The organism is Jeotgalibaca dankookensis (assembly GCF_002005405.1).
Taxonomy (GTDB): Bacteria; Bacillota; Bacilli; order Lactobacillales; family Aerococcaceae; genus Jeotgalibaca; species Jeotgalibaca dankookensis.
Genome location: NZ_CP019728.1, coordinates 1,808,061 through 1,824,336, shown reverse-complemented (window position 1 = coordinate 1,824,336; position 16,276 = coordinate 1,808,061). Strand labels below are relative to the sequence as shown.

The window sequence follows — 16,276 nt, the reverse complement described above, 5'->3', positions numbered from 1 at the left end:
TTGGGCTATAGCCAAGCGGTAAGGCAACGGACTTTGACTCCGTCATCGTTGGTTCGAATCCAGCTAGCCCAGTTTTAATGGCGGTATAGCCAAGTGGTAAGGCATAGGTCTGCAACACCTTCATCACCGGTTCAAATCCGGTTACCGCCTTTCTCGTTAGAGTTAGAAGATAACTAGAAAATTGATAAATATCATGCCGGCGTGGCGGAACTGGCAGACGCGCAGGACTCAAAATCCTGTGCCCGCGAGGGCGTGCCGGTTCGATCCCGGCCGCCGGTATAACATGTAAGTCACCAATGTGGTGGCTTTTTTTATTGGCTCTTTGTCAAGAAGTGTTGATAGTGTATTTTTCCAGTTGCATGCAGGTTAAATTTCACAATCTATAAAGCAGTAGCTGGGAACCAAAAGGTTCCTAAGCTACTGTTTTTATTTCTAGTAATTTATATTCAATGAAGATGCGGTTTCGGAAATTAGAAAAGTTGCGATAGCCATAGGCTGTCCGCTTGATGACCTTGATTTTATTATTAATCCCTTCCACTAATCCGTTTGAATAGTCATAGCTCAGTGCGTTTACAATAGCTCTTTCGGATTGGCGGAATGTCTTCAAAGCTTGGTCCATCTTGGCAGAAAGCCCCCGTTGTTTCTCATGAATGAAGGACCGAAACAAATCCGGTTTCCGGTGCGTAACGGTAAAGACGATTGTTTGGTAGGCATTATAATTCAGGCGGAGACCCTCGTCCAAAGAAAGAATATAATCGATGATCCCCCGTTCCGTCACCATGCCCTTGAAAAGTCTATGATAACGATATTCTGTGCCATTCAACAGTTCTTCTTTTTTCAGAATCAATTTCCAATATTTTTTTAGTTTTCTATAATCTCGTTTTGCTTTCAAGTCATTCGCTTTCTTCAAGGTATTCATAAAGCCAATACGTGCCATATTGAGCGCCCGGTTTACCTGCGTGACGATATGGAAACGGTCAATAATCAATTCAGCCTGAGGAAAGAGCGCCTGGAACAGCTTTTGATAAGGACCATACAGGTCCACAACCACGGTCTTGACCTTGGCGCGTTGTTCTTGTGAAAAACGCAGGAAGTAATCAGTGATTGACTTGTTTCGACGGTCTTCAAGGACATCGAAAATCCGATGGCTATCGGAATCGCAAATAATTAGACTCATGGCTCCATCAGCACTTTTGACGCTTTTAAACTCGTCGATGGCCAAGTTCTCGGGCAGATAGGTGTAGGTTTGACGGAATGTGTTATAAAAGGCTCCGAAAACCCGTTTGACGGTGTTGTTTGATACACGGTGCTCCCGAGCAATATCCTTTTCAGATATGTTACACGTCCCCTGGACTGCGATGGAATGTTTGACATCATTCGAGATGTGGCACCGTTTTTTGACCATCGTTGTTTCCGCAATAAAGGTTTGTCCGCATTCCCTGCACAGGAACCGCTGTTTCTTCAATTCTAAGTAGGTTGGACATCCCGCCATATCCAGGAGCAGCGGGTGGGTCAGCTTCGTCCCGTTCTTTACGATTGAACCAGCGTTCACGCAGCCACAGCATTTACACGCTTTCGGTATGTAGGTGAGCGTGGCGGAGATGATTTTACAGCGCAAGCCGTTCCGTACGTCTTCCTTCAACCAATTATCTTCATCCACCTTGATATTTTTATCTTTTATTCCCAGTAGTTTTCCTATAAAATGATTATGAGACAAATGAATTTCCTCCTAAAATAAAGACTCGATACCTTCATTTTAACGGAAAAATTCATTTGTCTCTTTGTGTTTTTCACAAAAGGGCCAAAGGCCCATCAACACTTAATATTCTAGAGCCTTTTTATTTAAACGGACATAAGTAATTAAATTTGCTATTAATCTTGCTATGGTGTATACTTACGATAGTGTTTTTGGTTAGGACAACGTTAAAATAAGTGGGATCGTAATACATATCACTTCGTGTCGTACAAAGATAACTAAATAAATTTGTGCTTATAAGCACGAGGAGGATATTATATTATGGAACAAGGTACAGTAAAATGGTTTAACGCAGAAAAAGGTTTTGGATTTATCGAACGTGACGGACAAGATGATGTATTCGTACACTTCTCAGCAATCCAAGACGAAGGTTTCAAATCTTTAGACGAAGGTCAATCAGTGACTTTTGACGTAGAAGAAGGAAACCGTGGCCTACAAGCTACAAACGTAGTTAAAAACTAATTTTATAATTGATAGAAGGTGAGCTATTTATAGCTCACCTTTTTTTTATTAAATAATTTATTGATATGTTTCTTTTTATAGACATAGAATATGGTAAACTATTAAAAAATAGTTAAAGTGGGGTATAAAAATGAAAGCAATTGTAACTGTGACTGGAAAAGATCATAAAGGAATTGTGGCTTCGGTTAGTACCAAACTTGCTGAAGTAGAAGTAAATATTTTAGATATTTCTCAAACTTTAATGGAAAGTTTCTTTACAATGATAGTGTTAGTTGATCTCTCAACTTCTCCTTACTCAATTATCGAAATACAAGATAAGTTAGGGGATGTAGAGAAAAAAGAACAGCTTGTAATTCGAATTCAGTCTGAGGACATTTTTAACGCAATGCATACGCTATAAAGGTGGGGAAAACGTGGAACGAAAAGAAAATATACTAGAAACGATTCAAATGATTTCTGAAGATAAATTAGATATTCGGACAGTGACCATGGGAATATCTTTACTAGACTGTGCGGATTCGGATGGCGAGAAAGCTCGAGAAAAAATTTATAATAAAATCACGCATTATGCTAAAGATTTAGTGACTGTTGCGAGGGAAATCGAGCAAGAACTTGGTGTTCCTATCGTGAACAAACGTATTTCAGTTACGCCAATTGCTTTGATTGCAGGTGCGAGCTCTGACAAAGATTATGTCGCTTTTGCTAAGACTTTAGATGCGGCAGCAAAAAAAGTAGGTGTTGACTTTATAGGTGGTTTTAGCGCGTTGGTAGAGAAAGGATATACTAAAGGGGATCGAATTTTAATCGAATCAATTCCACACGCTCTTTCTGAAACAGAATTGGTTTGTGCTTCTGTGAATATTGGTTCTACTAAGGCAGGAATAAATATGGATGCCGTTGCACAAATGGGACAGGTTATGAAACAAACAGCAGAATTAACAGCTGATATGGGCGGACTAGGTGCTGCGAAATTGGTAGTCTTTGCCAACGCTGTAGACGATAATCCGTTCATGGCTGGTGCTTTTCATGGGGTAGGAGAAGCAGATGTTGTTATTCACGTGGGAGTTAGTGGACCAGGAGTTGTAAAACGAGCATTAGAAAAAGTAAAAGACAAGCCTTTTGATATTGTAGCGGAAACGATTAAAATAGCAGCTTTTAAAATTACGCGAATGGGACAGCTAGTTGGTACTTTGGCTGCAGATAGGTTAGGCGTTCCTTTCGGGATAGTTGATTTGTCTTTAGCTCCGACCCCTGCTATTGGCGACTCAGTGGCACGAATTTTGGAAGAAATGGGATTGGAACGTGTAGGAACCCACGGAACAACCGCAGCTTTAGCTGTATTAAATGATGCCGTTAAGAAAGGTGGATTAATGGCATGCGGACATGTTGGCGGTTTATCTGGCTCATTTATTCCTGTATCTGAAGACATTGGAATGATTGAAGCAGTCGAAGTTGGTTCGATCACCATTGATAAATTAGAAGCAATGACAGCAATCTGTTCCGTCGGTCTTGATATGGTTGCAGTTCCTGGTAAAACGACAGCAGCAACACTCTCAGCCTTAATTGCGGACGAAGCAGCAATTGGTATTATGAATCATAAAACCACAGCAGTACGGATTATTGCTGTTCCTGGAATGGATGTTGGCGATACCGTTGAATTTGGAGGGTTATTAGGCCGCGCCCCTATACTTGCAGTTAGCGAATTTTCTTCAGAGAGTTTGATTAACCGTGGTGGTAGAATACCAGCTCCCCTTCATTCATTTAAAAATTAAAAACATAAAGCAACGCAATTGCGTTGCTTTATGTTTTTTTGAAATACGTATAACCACTTAAAAATATTAATGAACAAGCAAACAAGAAGAAGGGAGCAAAAGTAGGATTAGATATAATTCCACCCACAACAATAATGATGGATCCTATTATTGCTAAAACAGGTATCATTTTATTTTTATTGAGCTGGAAAACCTTTAAATATAAAATAACATAAGTAATATAGGAAAAAACAATTGCAATTTCACTAACATCTCCACCAGACAGAATTTGAAATTTTTGAGTCAGGTAGTGAAGAGCCATCCATAAAAAGGCAATAATAATAGAAATAAACGTTGCACGCGGTGATAATTGCGTTTTCTTATCAATTATTTTGATTTTACTACTATATGGCAACATACCCTTTTCAGCTAAAGATTGCGGTAAGCGAATGGCGCCGAGTACTAATCCATTAACGACACCTAAAACCGCAATAAGAATAAAAGATAATATTAAGGTTCCACCCCGTTCACCAAATAAAATTTGTCCAATATTATAAATCGTATTATCTTGGTGTTCCAAAATATATTCTGGTCCTACAATGGCAATCATTCCTAAGAAATAAGCCAAGTAGACACCTAGAACGATAAGAGGTCCAATTGTTAAAGCGATTGGCATGGTGCGTTTAGCATTTCTTACTTCATGGGTGATGCTGGTAGAAATTACCCACCCGTCAAATGAAAAAGCCATAGGAGCAAGAGCAGCTAACCAACCCCATCCTACTTGATTAACCGGAACAACTAAACTTTCTGTTGGCACTGGTACCGGGGCTTTCCAAAATAATCCAATCAATCCAATTCCAATCAGTGGGATAAGTTTCATAATGGTTGAAATGTTTTGAAATTGCCCGCCTAGCTTTAATGAGAAATAGTTTAAAAGGAAGAAAAAACTTAAATAAAACAAACCTATACTAACTTGCCATTCTAAGGTACTCGGTAAACCTAGAAGCATAGTGGTATAAATACCAGCTACCCAACTGACTACAACCGCGATAGAGGGATAATAAGCAAAGATTTGAAACCAACCAAATCCTGCGGCGGCTTTTTTTGAAATAAACTCTTCAAAATAAGCAATAACCCCACCAGAGCGATCTGTACGAGCCGCTAACTGGGAAAGGGTAATGTTACCAAAGATCACGCAAAACGCGCCAATCGAGAATACTAAAACACTGAGACCAACATTTCCGCCTGCATAGCCTAAAATATCATCTGCTTTAAAGAATATACCAGAACCGACACAAATTCCGACAATCATTGAGACTGCGGTTCCGAGGCCATAATGCCTATTACTTTTTTCCAACGTTGACCTCCTCATAATAATTTAATAAATCCAATTATACTATAAAATGCAAGCCAATAGATACTAACTTATTGCTTTCAATAAAAAACGCAGTAAAATAAAGGTTGGAGCGAATTAGAGCTTCAACCCTTATAAAAGGTAGTTATGCAAAAGTAAGAACTAATATAGCCACAACGATAATGGCATAGGATAAGCGTTCTAAATTTTGTTTTTTTTGTGGATCAATTGGGATTCCTTTACGTTGATGATAAATAATCCATAGGTTTATACCAAGACTAAATAAAGCTATTAAAATGGCTAATGTGTATTTAGTCATCTTGGGCAGTCACTTTAACCATATCGATATGAGGAATATTGTCTTCTAAGTAGACATCAGATTGTGATTTAAAACCGAATGAGATATAAAAATCCTCTAAATAAGCTTGCGCTTGTACCCGAATATCAGTACTAGGATAATTTTTTTGACAATAATCAATTGCCTGTGATAAAACAGCGTGTCCATAGCCTTCTCTTCTAAAGTCAGGTTCAACAACAATACGTCCAATCTGAATAAAATCTTTGCCAGGTATGATCCGTGCATATGCTTTTATGCCTTCATTAAATACGTGAATGGCATCTTTATCTAAATCATCAACATCCGGATAAGCACAGTTTTGTTCGACAACGAATACCTTGACGCGTAATTTGTATATGGCGTGTAGCTCATCAACGGTTAGTTCATTAAAACGTTTTATAGTCCACATATCATTTCTCCTCACTCTGAATTGTATAGTAGTATTGTATCAAACATTTCATAAAAAACATTACTTTTTCTTTTAAATTGCAAATGCTTACAAAAATAAGCCTAATATTTTACAAGCGCTTTATTTACACGTACAATAAGGATATAAGCTAGTGCTTGCTTTTAAATTGTCTAAAATTTTTTTAAAAGTTAGCAGAAGGAGGAATTTTACATGAGACAACTTACTAAGTTTCCAGATCAGACACTTTTAGGTGCAGAAGGGCCCTTCGTAACACTGTATCAAGCAGAAGATCCCTCAACATTATCGATGGATGCAGAGCAAATCAAATTTAAAAATATGATAAAGAAAGCTCTAAATCAAGTTGATAATGAAAAATTACGTCAAAGACTTGAAGATGTCCCAACAGATAGAATGTTTTGGGCAGAGGGTCGTCGCGGTATTGCGTTCTTTTTCACACCTGAAGAAACTTATTATTATGAAGTGAGTTCGAAATTAAAAGATTTTGTTTCATATGGTGAAAGACCTAACATCTTGCCTTTAATTGAAGACTTCCAGTATATGAATAATTACCATTTGTTATGCTTAACGAGTGAGGACATGAGACTCTACCGTGGTAAAATGGAAGAAATCACCCCGATAGACTTACCAGAAAATGCACCGAAGACGCTTGAAATTGCGCTCGGAACGGAATTAACACGTGGTGATAACTTGGCTTCAGGTGGAAATACACCGGGGAACTTGCACGGCGTTACTGAGACAAGCGTCGAACAAGATATTGATCAGACAAACTATTTCCGAATGGTTGATAAATACGTTATGGACAATTTCAGTCAGCCAGAGCAAACGCAATTAATTTTATTTGCTTTATCTGAAAACCAAGCAGATTTCCGTGAACTTTCTAAAAATAATTACCTACAAGATGAGCGTATTGAAAGTTCGCCAACGTCTTTATCAGACAATGAAATAAAACAACACGTTAAAAAATTAATAGACGAAGTATCTTATAAGCGTCATAGTCTTAATATAGAACGCTACCAAGAGACGACACCACAATATAAATTGGGTGACCAATACCAAGACCTTGCAACAGCAAGCCTTGAAGGGCGTATTGAAACCTTATTTGTTGAAAAAGATTCAAAAGTGACCGGAACAATTGATGAAAACGGTCAATTAGGATATGAAGGAGACGAAAACTTCTTTAACCAACTTGCTTTGAATGTCGTTCGTACGAATGGGACAGTTTACGTATTGGACCGCTCACAAATGCCAGAGTTGAAAGATGTAGCAGCGATATTAAGATATTAAGATATTAAGATATTAAGATATTAATCGGAATGAAGTTAGCAGACGCTAGCTTCTTTTTTATTTGTATTTATTTGTCTTTAGAATAGATTGGTGTAAAATTAGAGAATAAGATAAATAACTAATGGAGGTTTTTTTATGAAAAAATTTATCCAAGAAAAACATCAAGAAGCTGCTTTAGACGATTTAAAAACTATTTTAGCGTATCCTTCTTATTTACAAGAAGATGACGAGACGCCTTTTGGGAAAGATATCCAAGCAGTACTAGAAAAAACACTCGAAATTTCTGAAAAATTAGGGTTTAAGACTTATATTGATCCTGAAGGATATTATGGGTATGCGGAAATGGGTGAAGGGGAAGAACTATTTGCAGTTCTGTGTCATCTAGATGTAGTACCTCCAGGTAATTTAAAACTGTGGGATAGTAAACCATTTGAACCGACTATTAAAGATGGCTTTATCATTGCAAGAGGGAGTCAAGACGACAAAGGACCGACGATAGCAGCGATGTATGCACTAAAAGCAGTAATGGATGGGGGCGAAACCCTCAACAAACGTGTACGTTTTATCTTTGGTGTTGATGAAGAAAACTTATGGCGCTGTTTAAACCGTTATAATGAGCTAGAAGAAAAAGCAACGATGGGTTTTGCGCCTGATTCAACATTTCCAGTAACATACGCTGAAAAAGGACTTTTGCAAATTAAATTACATAGTAAGGAAACTTCTTCTTATCGCCTAGAAGCAGGGGATGCTATGAATGTCGTTCCTGAAGACGCTACTTATGAAGGACAATGGGTGGATGATTTAGAATCTGAACTCAAAAAAAATGACTATTCTTATGAACGCCATGAACAATCAATTACAGTAAAAGGAAAGTCTGTTCACAGTAAAAATTCACCACAAGGGATCAACGCTATCGTTCGGTTGGCGAATGTTTTAACAACTAAAGATGACAACAAAGCTTTATTATTTTTACGTGATTATGTAAAAGAGGATGCACGTGGTTTAAATATATTTGGGGAAGTAGAAGACGAAGCTTCTGGTATTTTAACTTGCAATGCCGCAACCTTGTCCATTAATCCAGAAGAAACTATTTTAGGGATTGATATTCGTTACCCTGTGACAGTTGAAAAGTCTTTTATTGGAGATAAATTAAAGGCTGCTGCTGAAAAAGCAGGACTCATTTATGAAGAATATGACTTTATCGCACCCTTATATGTACCACTCGATACGCCATTGGTTGAAAATTTGATGGCTGTTTACCAAAAAAAAACGGGGGATATGCAGCCTCCGATTGTATCAGGTGGCGCCACATTTGCGCGTACTATGGAAAATTGTGTGGCATTTGGAGCACAATTACCACATGCAGAGGCAACTTTGCATGGTCCAAATGAACGGATGGCACTTGAAGATCTATATCAAGCTATGGACATATATGCGGAAGCTTTATATCGCCTCACTTGCCAATAAAAAAACTCAACTGCTCGATAGGGGCAGTTGAGTTTTTTTATTGTTCTTCTAGACTACGAGGTGTATTGTAGTTATATTTTGAAAATAATGCTGTAAATTGTTGTTTAGCAACGCGGTTACTGTCATCTTCTTTTGTTTCGGATACGAGATGAATGGTCTCAATTTGCTTAGTTGCTTTATCTAGGACAATCTCAGCTTCATAATTCGTACCAGCAATAGGAAACTGTTTCATCACCTCAGCTAGTTCACGATTTAATTCTTCATCGTAACCACTATAATAAATCACATAGTCCTCTTTATTTTCTAAAACACTACCTTCCGATTTAAATAGCTCTGTTAACTTTAAAAAAGATTCATAAGGGTAAACAACAATCGTAGAAAATAAAGGGTCGGGTGTTGCTGCAAGGGACCATTCCTCATTATTCTTTTTTTGATATGCACCATCTGAAGCAGCATAAATGGATGTCTTAAAGGCATTAAAACCGCTATCCTTGTTAATACGCGATCCGTATGCAAGTGATTCTTCGGGAAAGACGGTTGCTTCGGTCACTGTATAAGTATTTTCAATGATGTTAGAATTCTGTTTTGTTTCTGTTTCTACACTAATATATTGATGGTAATTTTCAATATTTTCAGCGGAAGCTAAGGTATTATTAGGAGATAGTTCTGTTGCCAGAACACTTTGACAAGCTGATAGAGTAATAACTGATGGTATAACAAAAGCTAGTAAACGTTTGTAATTCATTTTTTTGCCTCACTTCATAATATTCTTAGATTAATTCTACATAATATTGCACGTGAATGAAAGCGATTTTCAAAAAAGAGTATATTTTTTAATGAATAAGAAGATAAGAAGCTATAAAACCTCTAAAGTAAAAGCATGGTAGGGTTGATTTCAGTAAAATGTAATTTGTTAAGAATACTTCAAAGTCGCCAAGTTTAGAGAAGAAGGGTATAATTATCAAATGAACACAAAACTGTGTGAATGATTAATGAATGAGAAAAGGTGTGTGGATATGACTAGAAATGGATTGATGATGCAATATTTCGAATGGCATTTACCTAACGACGGACAGTTATGGAATAATATCAAGGATGATGCCGAACATTTGAAAGAAATGGGTGTGACATCTGTTTTACTTCCACCTGCTTATAAAGGTACGCAACAATCGGATGTGGGATATGGTGTTTATGATTTATATGATTTAGGAGAGTTTGATCAAAAAGGAACAGTTCGCACGAAATATGGAACAAAAGAAGAGTATATCGCCGCTATTAAGGCGCTCCATGACCATGATATCTTCGTTTACGCTGACGTTGTATTAAATCATAAGGCTGGAGCAGATGAAACGGAACGTTTTATGGCCTACGAAGTAAATCCAGAAAATCGTCAAGAAAAAATAAGCGAACCCTATGAAATTGAAGGGTGGACAAAATTTAATTTTGAAGGTAGAAATGATACTTATTCTGATTTCAAATGGAATTGGCGTCATTTTAGTGGGACAGATTACAATGATGCGGATGGAAAAAAAGCTATTTTTATGATTAAAGGTTTAGAAAAAGGATGGAACGATAACGAAACCGTTGATAACGAGTTTGGTAATTATGATTATTTAATGTTTGCAGATATTGATTATGAAAACGAGGAAGTTATTGAAGAAACAAAAAAATGGGCGGAGTGGTATATTAACGAAACCGGTGTTGATGGTTTCCGTTTGGATGCAGTGAAACATATTAGTTCACCTTTTATCGACGATCTTCTAAAAGAAATCCGTGCCAATAATCGTCCAGATTTTTTTGTGGTAGGTGAATATTGGAAGTACGATTTACCAGCTATCCATGAGTTCCTAGAAGATACCGATTATGGCTTAGACTTGTTTGACGTGCCTTTGCACTTTAACTTTAAGGAGGCAGGAGAAGCAGGAAGTAGCTATGACTTAAGTCAGTTATATGATGGAACGCTCGCTTCAGAGAACCCCACCCATGCAGTGACTTTTATTGATAACCATGATTCACAACCTGGTCAAGCTTTGGAATCGTTTGTAGCAAGTTGGTTCAAGCCATTGGCATATGCATCCATTCTTTTACGTGAAGAAGGCTTTCCATGTTTATTTTATGGCGATTACTATGGTATCGGCGGCGAGGATAGTGTTGAAGCCCAATCTGAATGGTTAGATAATTTACTCTACTTGAGACGCAGTCATGCTTATGGAGAGCAACATGATTATTTTGACCATCCTAACTGTGTTGGCTGGACAAGAGAGGGAGACGAAAACCACCCTTACGGTTTGGCTGCTATTATTTCCAACAGTGAAGCTGGGGAAAAAGAAATGTATGTTGGCAAACAGTATGCAGGAAAAACCTTTACTGATTATACTGGTCATTTAGATGATAAAATTGTAATTGATGAAGAAGGAAAAGCTGTTTTCTTAGTAAATGGTGGTTCTGTTTCTGTTTGGGTGCAAGAAGGAATTACTCCCGAAGAGGCATACCAAGAAAATAACTAATTAAAAGGCAGAATCTAATCTAGAGTCAAACTCCAGATTAGATTCTGCCTTTATTGTTATTTATTGATGGAAACTTTTCTAGATGGGTCTAAGCGACCTTCTAAATAAACGAGGACTAAATCAGATATTATAGCCATCAAAGCAGTGGGAATTGCACCGGCTAAAATAATCGCCGTTCCATCTGTTGCGTTGACGCCACGTGTAATAATATCACCTAAACCTCCTGCGCCAATAAAGGTTCCAATAGAGGTAATTCCGATTCCTACAACAAGTGCATTTCTAATCCCAGCCATGATAACAGAAAGTGATAGTGGCAACTCAATCATAAAGGTTAGTTGGCTTCGAGTCATCCCCATGCCCTTACCAGTATCCAACAAAGCATCATCGACATTACGTACTCCTGTATAAGTATTTTTTAAAATCGGGAGTAAGGAATAGAGAAAAACACTCATAATAACGGTTTGCGCTCCTAGTCCTAGCCCTAACATCAAAATGGAAAGCATAGCGAGAGCGGGAATCGTTTGTAAAACATTTGATACACCAATAACCCATTCTGCTAATTTTTTATGACGTGCAATCCAAAAACCGAGCGGAATCGCTAAAATTGCTGCAAATAGGACCCCGTATATTGAAATGAGGAAGTGGCGGGAGAATTGTTCTAGTACATAGAACCCATTCTCGCGGTAATAATAGAAAAGCTGTTCTAAGGTATTCATTTGGCTTAAGTCCATTATTCTCTCTCCTTCAGTGGGGTGACGTTTTTATCTTCAAAGTAATTGTGGTCTTCAAGAAATTGGTAGGCAACGGTTTGTGGCTCAACCAAATTATTGTCGACTTCATAGTTTAATTCTTGCATCCGTGTATCTGTTAAAACACCTTCTAATTTTAGAAGAATGGTTTCTAATTCTGGAAAACGCTCCAAAATGTCTTTGCTTGCAACGGGACTTGCATCGTAAGGTGGGAAAAGATTCAAATCATCTTCTAACACTACTAAATCATAGCTGGCAATTCGCCCATCAGTAGAGTAGCCTAATGCCACATCCATCTCATTCGCTTGCAGGGCATCATATACTAAACCGATTTGCATCGGATAGACGCGGTTGAAGTCGAATCCATAAATTTCTTTAAACGCATCATAACCATCGCCTTCTCGCTCCATCCAAGAAGTATCAACACCAGCGCGTAAATCAGAAGCTATATCAGCTAAATCACTGATAGAAGTGACACCATTTGTTTCAGAAAATTCTTGCGTTACTAAAAAGGCGTAAGAGTTGGCAAACCCGTAGGAAGGAAACCAGATTTGGTCGAATTCTTTATCAAACCCTTCAACAACTGTTTGTAAGGCTAATTCTGGATCTGTGATTGGATCGCGATCTAAAGCACCAGTGAGATCGGTTCCCGTATAACGAACACCAGATATATTCGCATTACCATTCATAAGAGCTTGATGATTAAGAGTAGAAGAACCTAAATTATTAACCATCCCAACAGGTGCATCAGGAAGATAGTGCTGAACCATTCCTTCTACTAGAAAGGCCATTAACTGCATTTCAGTCGTTGTACCACCGGTAATAATAATGCCATCTTCGGAATAAGTTGCACCTAAACCAGGCAAGGAACAAGCGGACAAGAGTAACATGGTAATAGGTAATAGGAGCCATTTTTTGAGTCTTTTCATTATAATCCTCCTTTATCAGAAGTTAAGCGAGGAGAAAAGTAAGTTTCCAGTTTACCTAGCAAAAAGTCCGCTAAAAGTGCAAGGAGCGTTACTGGAATAGTACCCCAAATAATCATCGGTTGGTCGTAAACATTCAGGCCATTAAATATATAATCTCCTAATCCACCAGCTCCAATATAAGAAGCTAGTGTAGCCCAAGCAATAACGTAAACACCCGCTAAACGGATACCAGACATAATTACCGGTGCGGCTAAGGGCAACTTAACTTTACGAATGAGCTGGCTTTCTGTCATACCCATTCCTTTAGCTGAATCAATCACATTACTTGAGACAGCTTGGATACCAATATAAGTATTTCTTAAAATTGGGAGTAACGAGTAGATAAATAAAGCGACAATAGCCGGTACTTTCCCAACACCTAGGAAGGGAATCATTAGAGCCAGTAAGGCTAAAGAAGGGACAGTTTGTAAAATAGAAACAAAGCTAATAATGTAGCCAGATATTTTCTCAGAACGCGTGAGTAGAATTCCTAAAGGAACCGCTACTAAAATTCCTAATAAAAGGGAAATACTCGATATATAAAAATGTTCTCCCGTTTTAAAAAGAAGTTCTGCTCCATTTTCTCTTAAAAAGTCCATTATTCAGTCAACTCCTCTTGCATGAGTCCTTCATTATTTGTAGCTGCAGTTGTCTGCATCACGTCTTCCATTTCTTTCACATCGAGGTCATGCCAGATTGAATCATACACCAAGTCAACGACAGAAGCGCGTGTAATCAAACCTAGTAAATGCCCTTCGGTATCAGTAACGGGAATATGTTTGTAACCAAGAATTAAAATCCGTTGCAGGGCATCCCGAACTAAAGTTCCCTCACGCACATAAGCAACTTCTTCCATAATATCACGGATAGTAACGTCACGGCGACGGTTTCGTTCAATGCCTTCAACCGATAACATTCCGAGCAACATATTGTTGGAATCGGTAACAAATAAATTATCAACACGGCGTTTACGCATCACCTTAATAGCTTGTGAAACAGTCTCTTCAGGAGAGATAACTACAGGTTCGCGAATCATAATTTGCTCAACCGTCCGCAAGTTAGTCCGTGCTTGAGTCAGCCGCTCTTCACCGATAAAATCTTCAACAAATGCGTTAGCTGGATTCATTAAAATGTTTTCGGGAGTATCGAACTGAACAACCTTTCCTTCTGCCATAATCACAATTCGGTCTGCTAGTTTTAATGCTTCGTCCATATCGTGGGTTACGAAAACAACCGTCTTACCCATTTCCCTCTGTAATTGTTTTAATAATTCTTGAAGGGCATCACGCGTAATAGGATCCAAAGCACCAAAGGGCTCGTCCATTAAAATAATATCTTGGTCAGCTGCAAGGGCACGGATAACACCGATCCGTTGTTGTTGGCCACCAGAAAGTTCAGCAGGATACCGGTCCAAAAATTCAACTGGTAAATCTACTTTTTTAATTAGTTCTTCGGCGATTTGTTTTTGTTTATCTTCTGGCCATTTCAAAAGCTTTGGTACCATTACGATGTTGTCATAAATCGTCATATGCGGCATAAGTCCAATTTGCTGGATGACATAGCCAATTTTACGACGCAACTCAACTGGATTCACATCAGCGGTGTTCTTTCCATCAATCAAGATTTCACCAGAAGAGGGTTCAATCATCCGATTAATCATTCGCATAGAAGTTGTTTTTCCACTTCCACTTGTACCGATGAAGACTATGAATTCACCCGCTTCAAAGTGAAGGGTAAGATTTTCTACAGCAACGTTCCCGTTAGGAAACTGCTTGGTAACATTTTTAAATTCAATCATATTTTCATCTCCCTTTCAAAACAGATAATTTTGTAGATAATTAATACTATTGTCACAATTTAAACACAAAATAGCAAATAAGGATACAAATGTTCAAAATATGTCTTTTTAAAATATATCCATAATACTGTTATACCAGTATTTTTATGTAAACAAATAAACTTCCAGCTACTATTTTAATTTATAAGAATATCATTTTTATGATGTACAATAAAAAACAAGTAGCCAATTTTAAAAGGCTACTTGTTTTTAATAAAAATAAATTTAAGGAATAGTGATGACTTCTTCTGTTTCTCTATCGAAGAAGTGAATCTTATTCATATTAAAGACTAATTCTACTTCTGAACCTGGCTGGTGGTAATCACGTGCATCCACACGAGAGATAAATTCTGTATTACCAACTTGCGTGTGAAGCATCGTTTCAGCTCCCAAAAGCTCAGCAACGTTTACAGTTGCTCGAACCACGGTTTCTGGACTAGCGTCGATTGCAAGTTGTTCAGACTGAATATCTTCTGGGCGAATACCAAAGTAAAGTTCTTTATTATTATAACCTTTTGCTTCTAATACTTTACGTTTTCCTTCTGGAAGACGTAGTTCTAGACCTTTACCGTCAGAAATAACCCCGTCATTCAATGTGACTGTAAAGAAGTTCATAGCAGGTGATCCCATAAAGCCCGCAACAAACAGATTCGTTGGTTTGTCATAAACTTCTTTAGGAGAACCGATTTGTTGAATAAAGCCGTCTTTCATAATAACAATTCGGTCTGCCATTGTCATCGCTTCTGTTTGGTCATGAGTTACATAAATGGTAGTTGTTTCTAAGCGACGGTGTAGTTTAGCAATTTCAGCACGCATCGCACCACGAAGTTTGGCATCCAAGTTTGACAAAGGCTCATCCATTAAGAAAACTTTAGCATCCCGTACAATTGCACGTCCAAGAGCTACACGTTGACGTTGTCCACCAGACAAAGCAGCTGGTTTACGGTCAAGAAGATCATTTAAACCTAAAATATCAGAAGCATTTTCTACACGTTGTTTAATATCTTCTTTTTTATATTTTCGTAGCTTCAAGCCAAATGCCATATTATCAAATACGGTCATATGTGGGTAAAGGGCATAGTTTTGGAAAACCATTGCGATATCGCGATCCTTAGGTGCAACGTCGTTTACAACACGGTCTCCAATTTTCAACTCACCTTCGGTAATATCTTCTAGTCCAGCAATCATACGCAAGGTCGTTGATTTACCACAACCTGATGGACCAACAAAAACAACAAATTCACGATCTTTCACGTGTAAGTTAAAGTCTGTTACTGAATAACTATCTGCATTATCATACATTTTATAAATACTATTTAATTCCATACCTACCATAATGAATAACCGCCTTTTTAAACTATTTTATTTGCTGAC

General features: G+C 37.9%; 16 protein-coding genes and 3 tRNA genes. 9 read left to right on the top strand and 10 right to left on the bottom strand.

Annotated elements, in window-relative coordinates; all coding sequences use genetic code 11:
* Window position 1 precedes the first annotated feature (1 nt).
* The 3 genes from BW727_RS08965 (at window position 2) to BW727_RS08955 (ending at window position 279) form a co-directional block, all read left to right on the top strand.
* Window positions 2-72: transfer RNA gene (locus BW727_RS08965), tRNA-Gln, on the top strand.
* 7 nt (window positions 73-79) lie between these two features.
* Window positions 80-150 (top strand) — tRNA-Cys (locus BW727_RS08960).
* A 45-nt stretch (window positions 151-195) separates the two neighbouring features.
* A tRNA-Leu gene (locus BW727_RS08955) sits at window positions 196-279 on the top strand.
* A gap of 133 nt (window positions 280-412) precedes the next feature.
* On the opposite strand, the gene BW727_RS08950 is transcribed toward BW727_RS08955, so the two are convergent.
* A complete protein-coding gene (locus BW727_RS08950; protein WP_077795843.1) occupies window positions 413-1,717 on the bottom strand; it encodes an ISL3 family transposase in 1,305 nt (434 codons plus the stop codon).
* 300 nt (window positions 1,718-2,017) lie between these two features.
* Between BW727_RS08950 and BW727_RS08945 the strand changes: the two genes are divergently transcribed.
* The 3 genes from BW727_RS08945 (at window position 2,018) to BW727_RS08935 (ending at window position 3,990) form a co-directional block, all read left to right on the top strand.
* Window positions 2,018-2,218, top strand: coding sequence for a cold-shock protein (locus BW727_RS08945; RefSeq protein WP_062467937.1), 201 nt, complete (start codon window positions 2,018-2,020; stop codon window positions 2,216-2,218).
* A gap of 130 nt (window positions 2,219-2,348) precedes the next feature.
* Window positions 2,349-2,618 (top strand): ACT domain-containing protein, encoded by a 270-nt coding sequence (locus BW727_RS08940; protein WP_062470005.1) that lies wholly within the window; start codon window positions 2,349-2,351, stop codon window positions 2,616-2,618.
* Window positions 2,619-2,631: 13 nt separating this feature from the next.
* A complete protein-coding gene (locus BW727_RS08935; protein WP_077795842.1) occupies window positions 2,632-3,990 on the top strand; it encodes a PFL family protein in 1,359 nt (452 codons plus the stop codon).
* Between the two features lie 28 nt (window positions 3,991-4,018).
* Here BW727_RS08935 and BW727_RS08930 read toward each other — a convergent pair whose 3' ends face one another.
* The 3 genes from BW727_RS08930 to BW727_RS08925 form a co-directional block, all read right to left on the bottom strand.
* A complete protein-coding gene (locus BW727_RS08930) occupies window positions 4,019-5,326 on the bottom strand; it encodes an APC family permease (RefSeq protein ID WP_159443136.1) in 1,308 nt (435 codons plus the stop codon).
* A gap of 142 nt (window positions 5,327-5,468) precedes the next feature.
* Entirely contained in the window at window positions 5,469-5,642 is a 174-nt protein-coding gene (locus BW727_RS10630) for a hypothetical protein (protein WP_156179554.1), read from the bottom strand.
* Window positions 5,635-6,069, bottom strand: a complete 435-nt coding sequence (locus BW727_RS08925) for a GNAT family N-acetyltransferase (protein WP_062470011.1) — start codon at window positions 6,067-6,069, stop codon at window positions 5,635-5,637. Before BW727_RS08925 ends, BW727_RS10630 begins: the two co-directional genes overlap by 8 nt.
* Before the next feature lie 210 nt (window positions 6,070-6,279).
* Here BW727_RS08925 and BW727_RS08920 point away from each other — a divergent pair, with 210 nt between their 5' ends.
* Together BW727_RS08920 and BW727_RS08915 are read left to right on the top strand one after the other, a co-directional pair.
* Entirely contained in the window at window positions 6,280-7,374 is a 1,095-nt protein-coding gene (locus BW727_RS08920; RefSeq protein WP_062470013.1) for a baeRF6 domain-containing protein, read from the top strand.
* A 135-nt stretch (window positions 7,375-7,509) separates the two neighbouring features.
* Window positions 7,510-8,841 (top strand): M20 family metallopeptidase, encoded by a 1,332-nt coding sequence (locus BW727_RS08915; protein WP_062470016.1) that lies wholly within the window; start codon window positions 7,510-7,512, stop codon window positions 8,839-8,841.
* Window positions 8,842-8,878: 37 nt separating this feature from the next.
* Here BW727_RS08915 and BW727_RS08910 read toward each other — a convergent pair whose 3' ends face one another.
* A complete protein-coding gene (locus BW727_RS08910; protein WP_062470019.1) occupies window positions 8,879-9,586 on the bottom strand; it encodes a hypothetical protein in 708 nt (235 codons plus the stop codon).
* A 271-nt stretch (window positions 9,587-9,857) separates the two neighbouring features.
* Between BW727_RS08910 and BW727_RS08905 the strand changes: the two genes are divergently transcribed.
* Window positions 9,858-11,348, top strand: coding sequence for an alpha-amylase (locus BW727_RS08905; protein ID WP_062470061.1), 1,491 nt, complete (start codon window positions 9,858-9,860; stop codon window positions 11,346-11,348).
* Between the two features lie 56 nt (window positions 11,349-11,404).
* Here BW727_RS08905 and BW727_RS08900 read toward each other — a convergent pair whose 3' ends face one another.
* The 5 genes from BW727_RS08900 to BW727_RS08880 form a co-directional block, all read right to left on the bottom strand.
* Window positions 11,405-12,079 carry an ABC transporter permease gene (locus BW727_RS08900; protein ID WP_062470021.1) on the bottom strand — a complete coding sequence of 225 codons (675 nt, stop codon included), beginning with the start codon at window positions 12,077-12,079 and terminating at the stop codon, window positions 11,405-11,407.
* On the bottom strand, window positions 12,079-13,026 hold the full coding sequence (locus BW727_RS08895; protein WP_062470024.1) for an osmoprotectant ABC transporter substrate-binding protein: 948 nt from the start codon (window positions 13,024-13,026) through the stop codon (window positions 12,079-12,081). The genes BW727_RS08900 and BW727_RS08895 overlap by 1 nt, the downstream gene beginning before the upstream one ends.
* Window positions 13,026-13,667 (bottom strand): ABC transporter permease, encoded by a 642-nt coding sequence (locus BW727_RS08890; RefSeq protein ID WP_062470028.1) that lies wholly within the window; start codon window positions 13,665-13,667, stop codon window positions 13,026-13,028. The genes BW727_RS08895 and BW727_RS08890 overlap by 1 nt, the downstream gene beginning before the upstream one ends.
* Complete coding sequence (locus BW727_RS08885) at window positions 13,664-14,863, bottom strand: betaine/proline/choline family ABC transporter ATP-binding protein (protein ID WP_062470031.1); 1,200 nt, start codon at window positions 14,861-14,863, stop codon at window positions 13,664-13,666. The genes BW727_RS08890 and BW727_RS08885 overlap by 4 nt, the downstream gene beginning before the upstream one ends.
* A gap of 264 nt (window positions 14,864-15,127) precedes the next feature.
* Window positions 15,128-16,237: an ABC transporter ATP-binding protein gene (locus tag BW727_RS08880; protein ID WP_062470034.1), complete on the bottom strand. Its 1,110-nt coding sequence runs from the start codon at window positions 16,235-16,237 to the stop codon at window positions 15,128-15,130.
* Window positions 16,238-16,276 lie beyond the last annotated feature (39 nt).

Bases quoted from the DNA above. Each gene is read 5' to 3' on its own strand.
- BW727_RS08945 (WP_062467937.1), top strand. From the start codon at position 2,018: ATGGAACAAGGTACAGTAAAATGGTTTAACGCAGAAAAAGGTTTTGGA.
- BW727_RS08940 (WP_062470005.1), top strand. From the start codon at position 2,349: ATGAAAGCAATTGTAACTGTGACTGGAAAAGATCATAAAGGAATTGTG.
- BW727_RS10630 (WP_156179554.1), bottom strand. From the start codon at position 5,642: ATGACTAAATACACATTAGCCATTTTAATAGCTTTATTTAGTCTTGGT.
- BW727_RS08925 (WP_062470011.1), bottom strand. From the start codon at position 6,069: ATGTGGACTATAAAACGTTTTAATGAACTAACCGTTGATGAGCTACAC.
- BW727_RS08920 (WP_062470013.1), top strand. From the start codon at position 6,280: ATGAGACAACTTACTAAGTTTCCAGATCAGACACTTTTAGGTGCAGAA.
- BW727_RS08915 (WP_062470016.1), top strand. From the start codon at position 7,510: ATGAAAAAATTTATCCAAGAAAAACATCAAGAAGCTGCTTTAGACGAT.
- BW727_RS08910 (WP_062470019.1), bottom strand. From the start codon at position 9,586: ATGAATTACAAACGTTTACTAGCTTTTGTTATACCATCAGTTATTACT.
- BW727_RS08905 (WP_062470061.1), top strand. From the start codon at position 9,858: ATGACTAGAAATGGATTGATGATGCAATATTTCGAATGGCATTTACCT.
- BW727_RS08900 (WP_062470021.1), bottom strand. From the start codon at position 12,079: ATGGACTTAAGCCAAATGAATACCTTAGAACAGCTTTTCTATTATTAC.
- BW727_RS08895 (WP_062470024.1), bottom strand. From the start codon at position 13,026: ATGAAAAGACTCAAAAAATGGCTCCTATTACCTATTACCATGTTACTC.
- BW727_RS08885 (WP_062470031.1), bottom strand. From the start codon at position 14,863: ATGATTGAATTTAAAAATGTTACCAAGCAGTTTCCTAACGGGAACGTT.
- BW727_RS08880 (WP_062470034.1), bottom strand. From the start codon at position 16,237: ATGGTAGGTATGGAATTAAATAGTATTTATAAAATGTATGATAATGCA.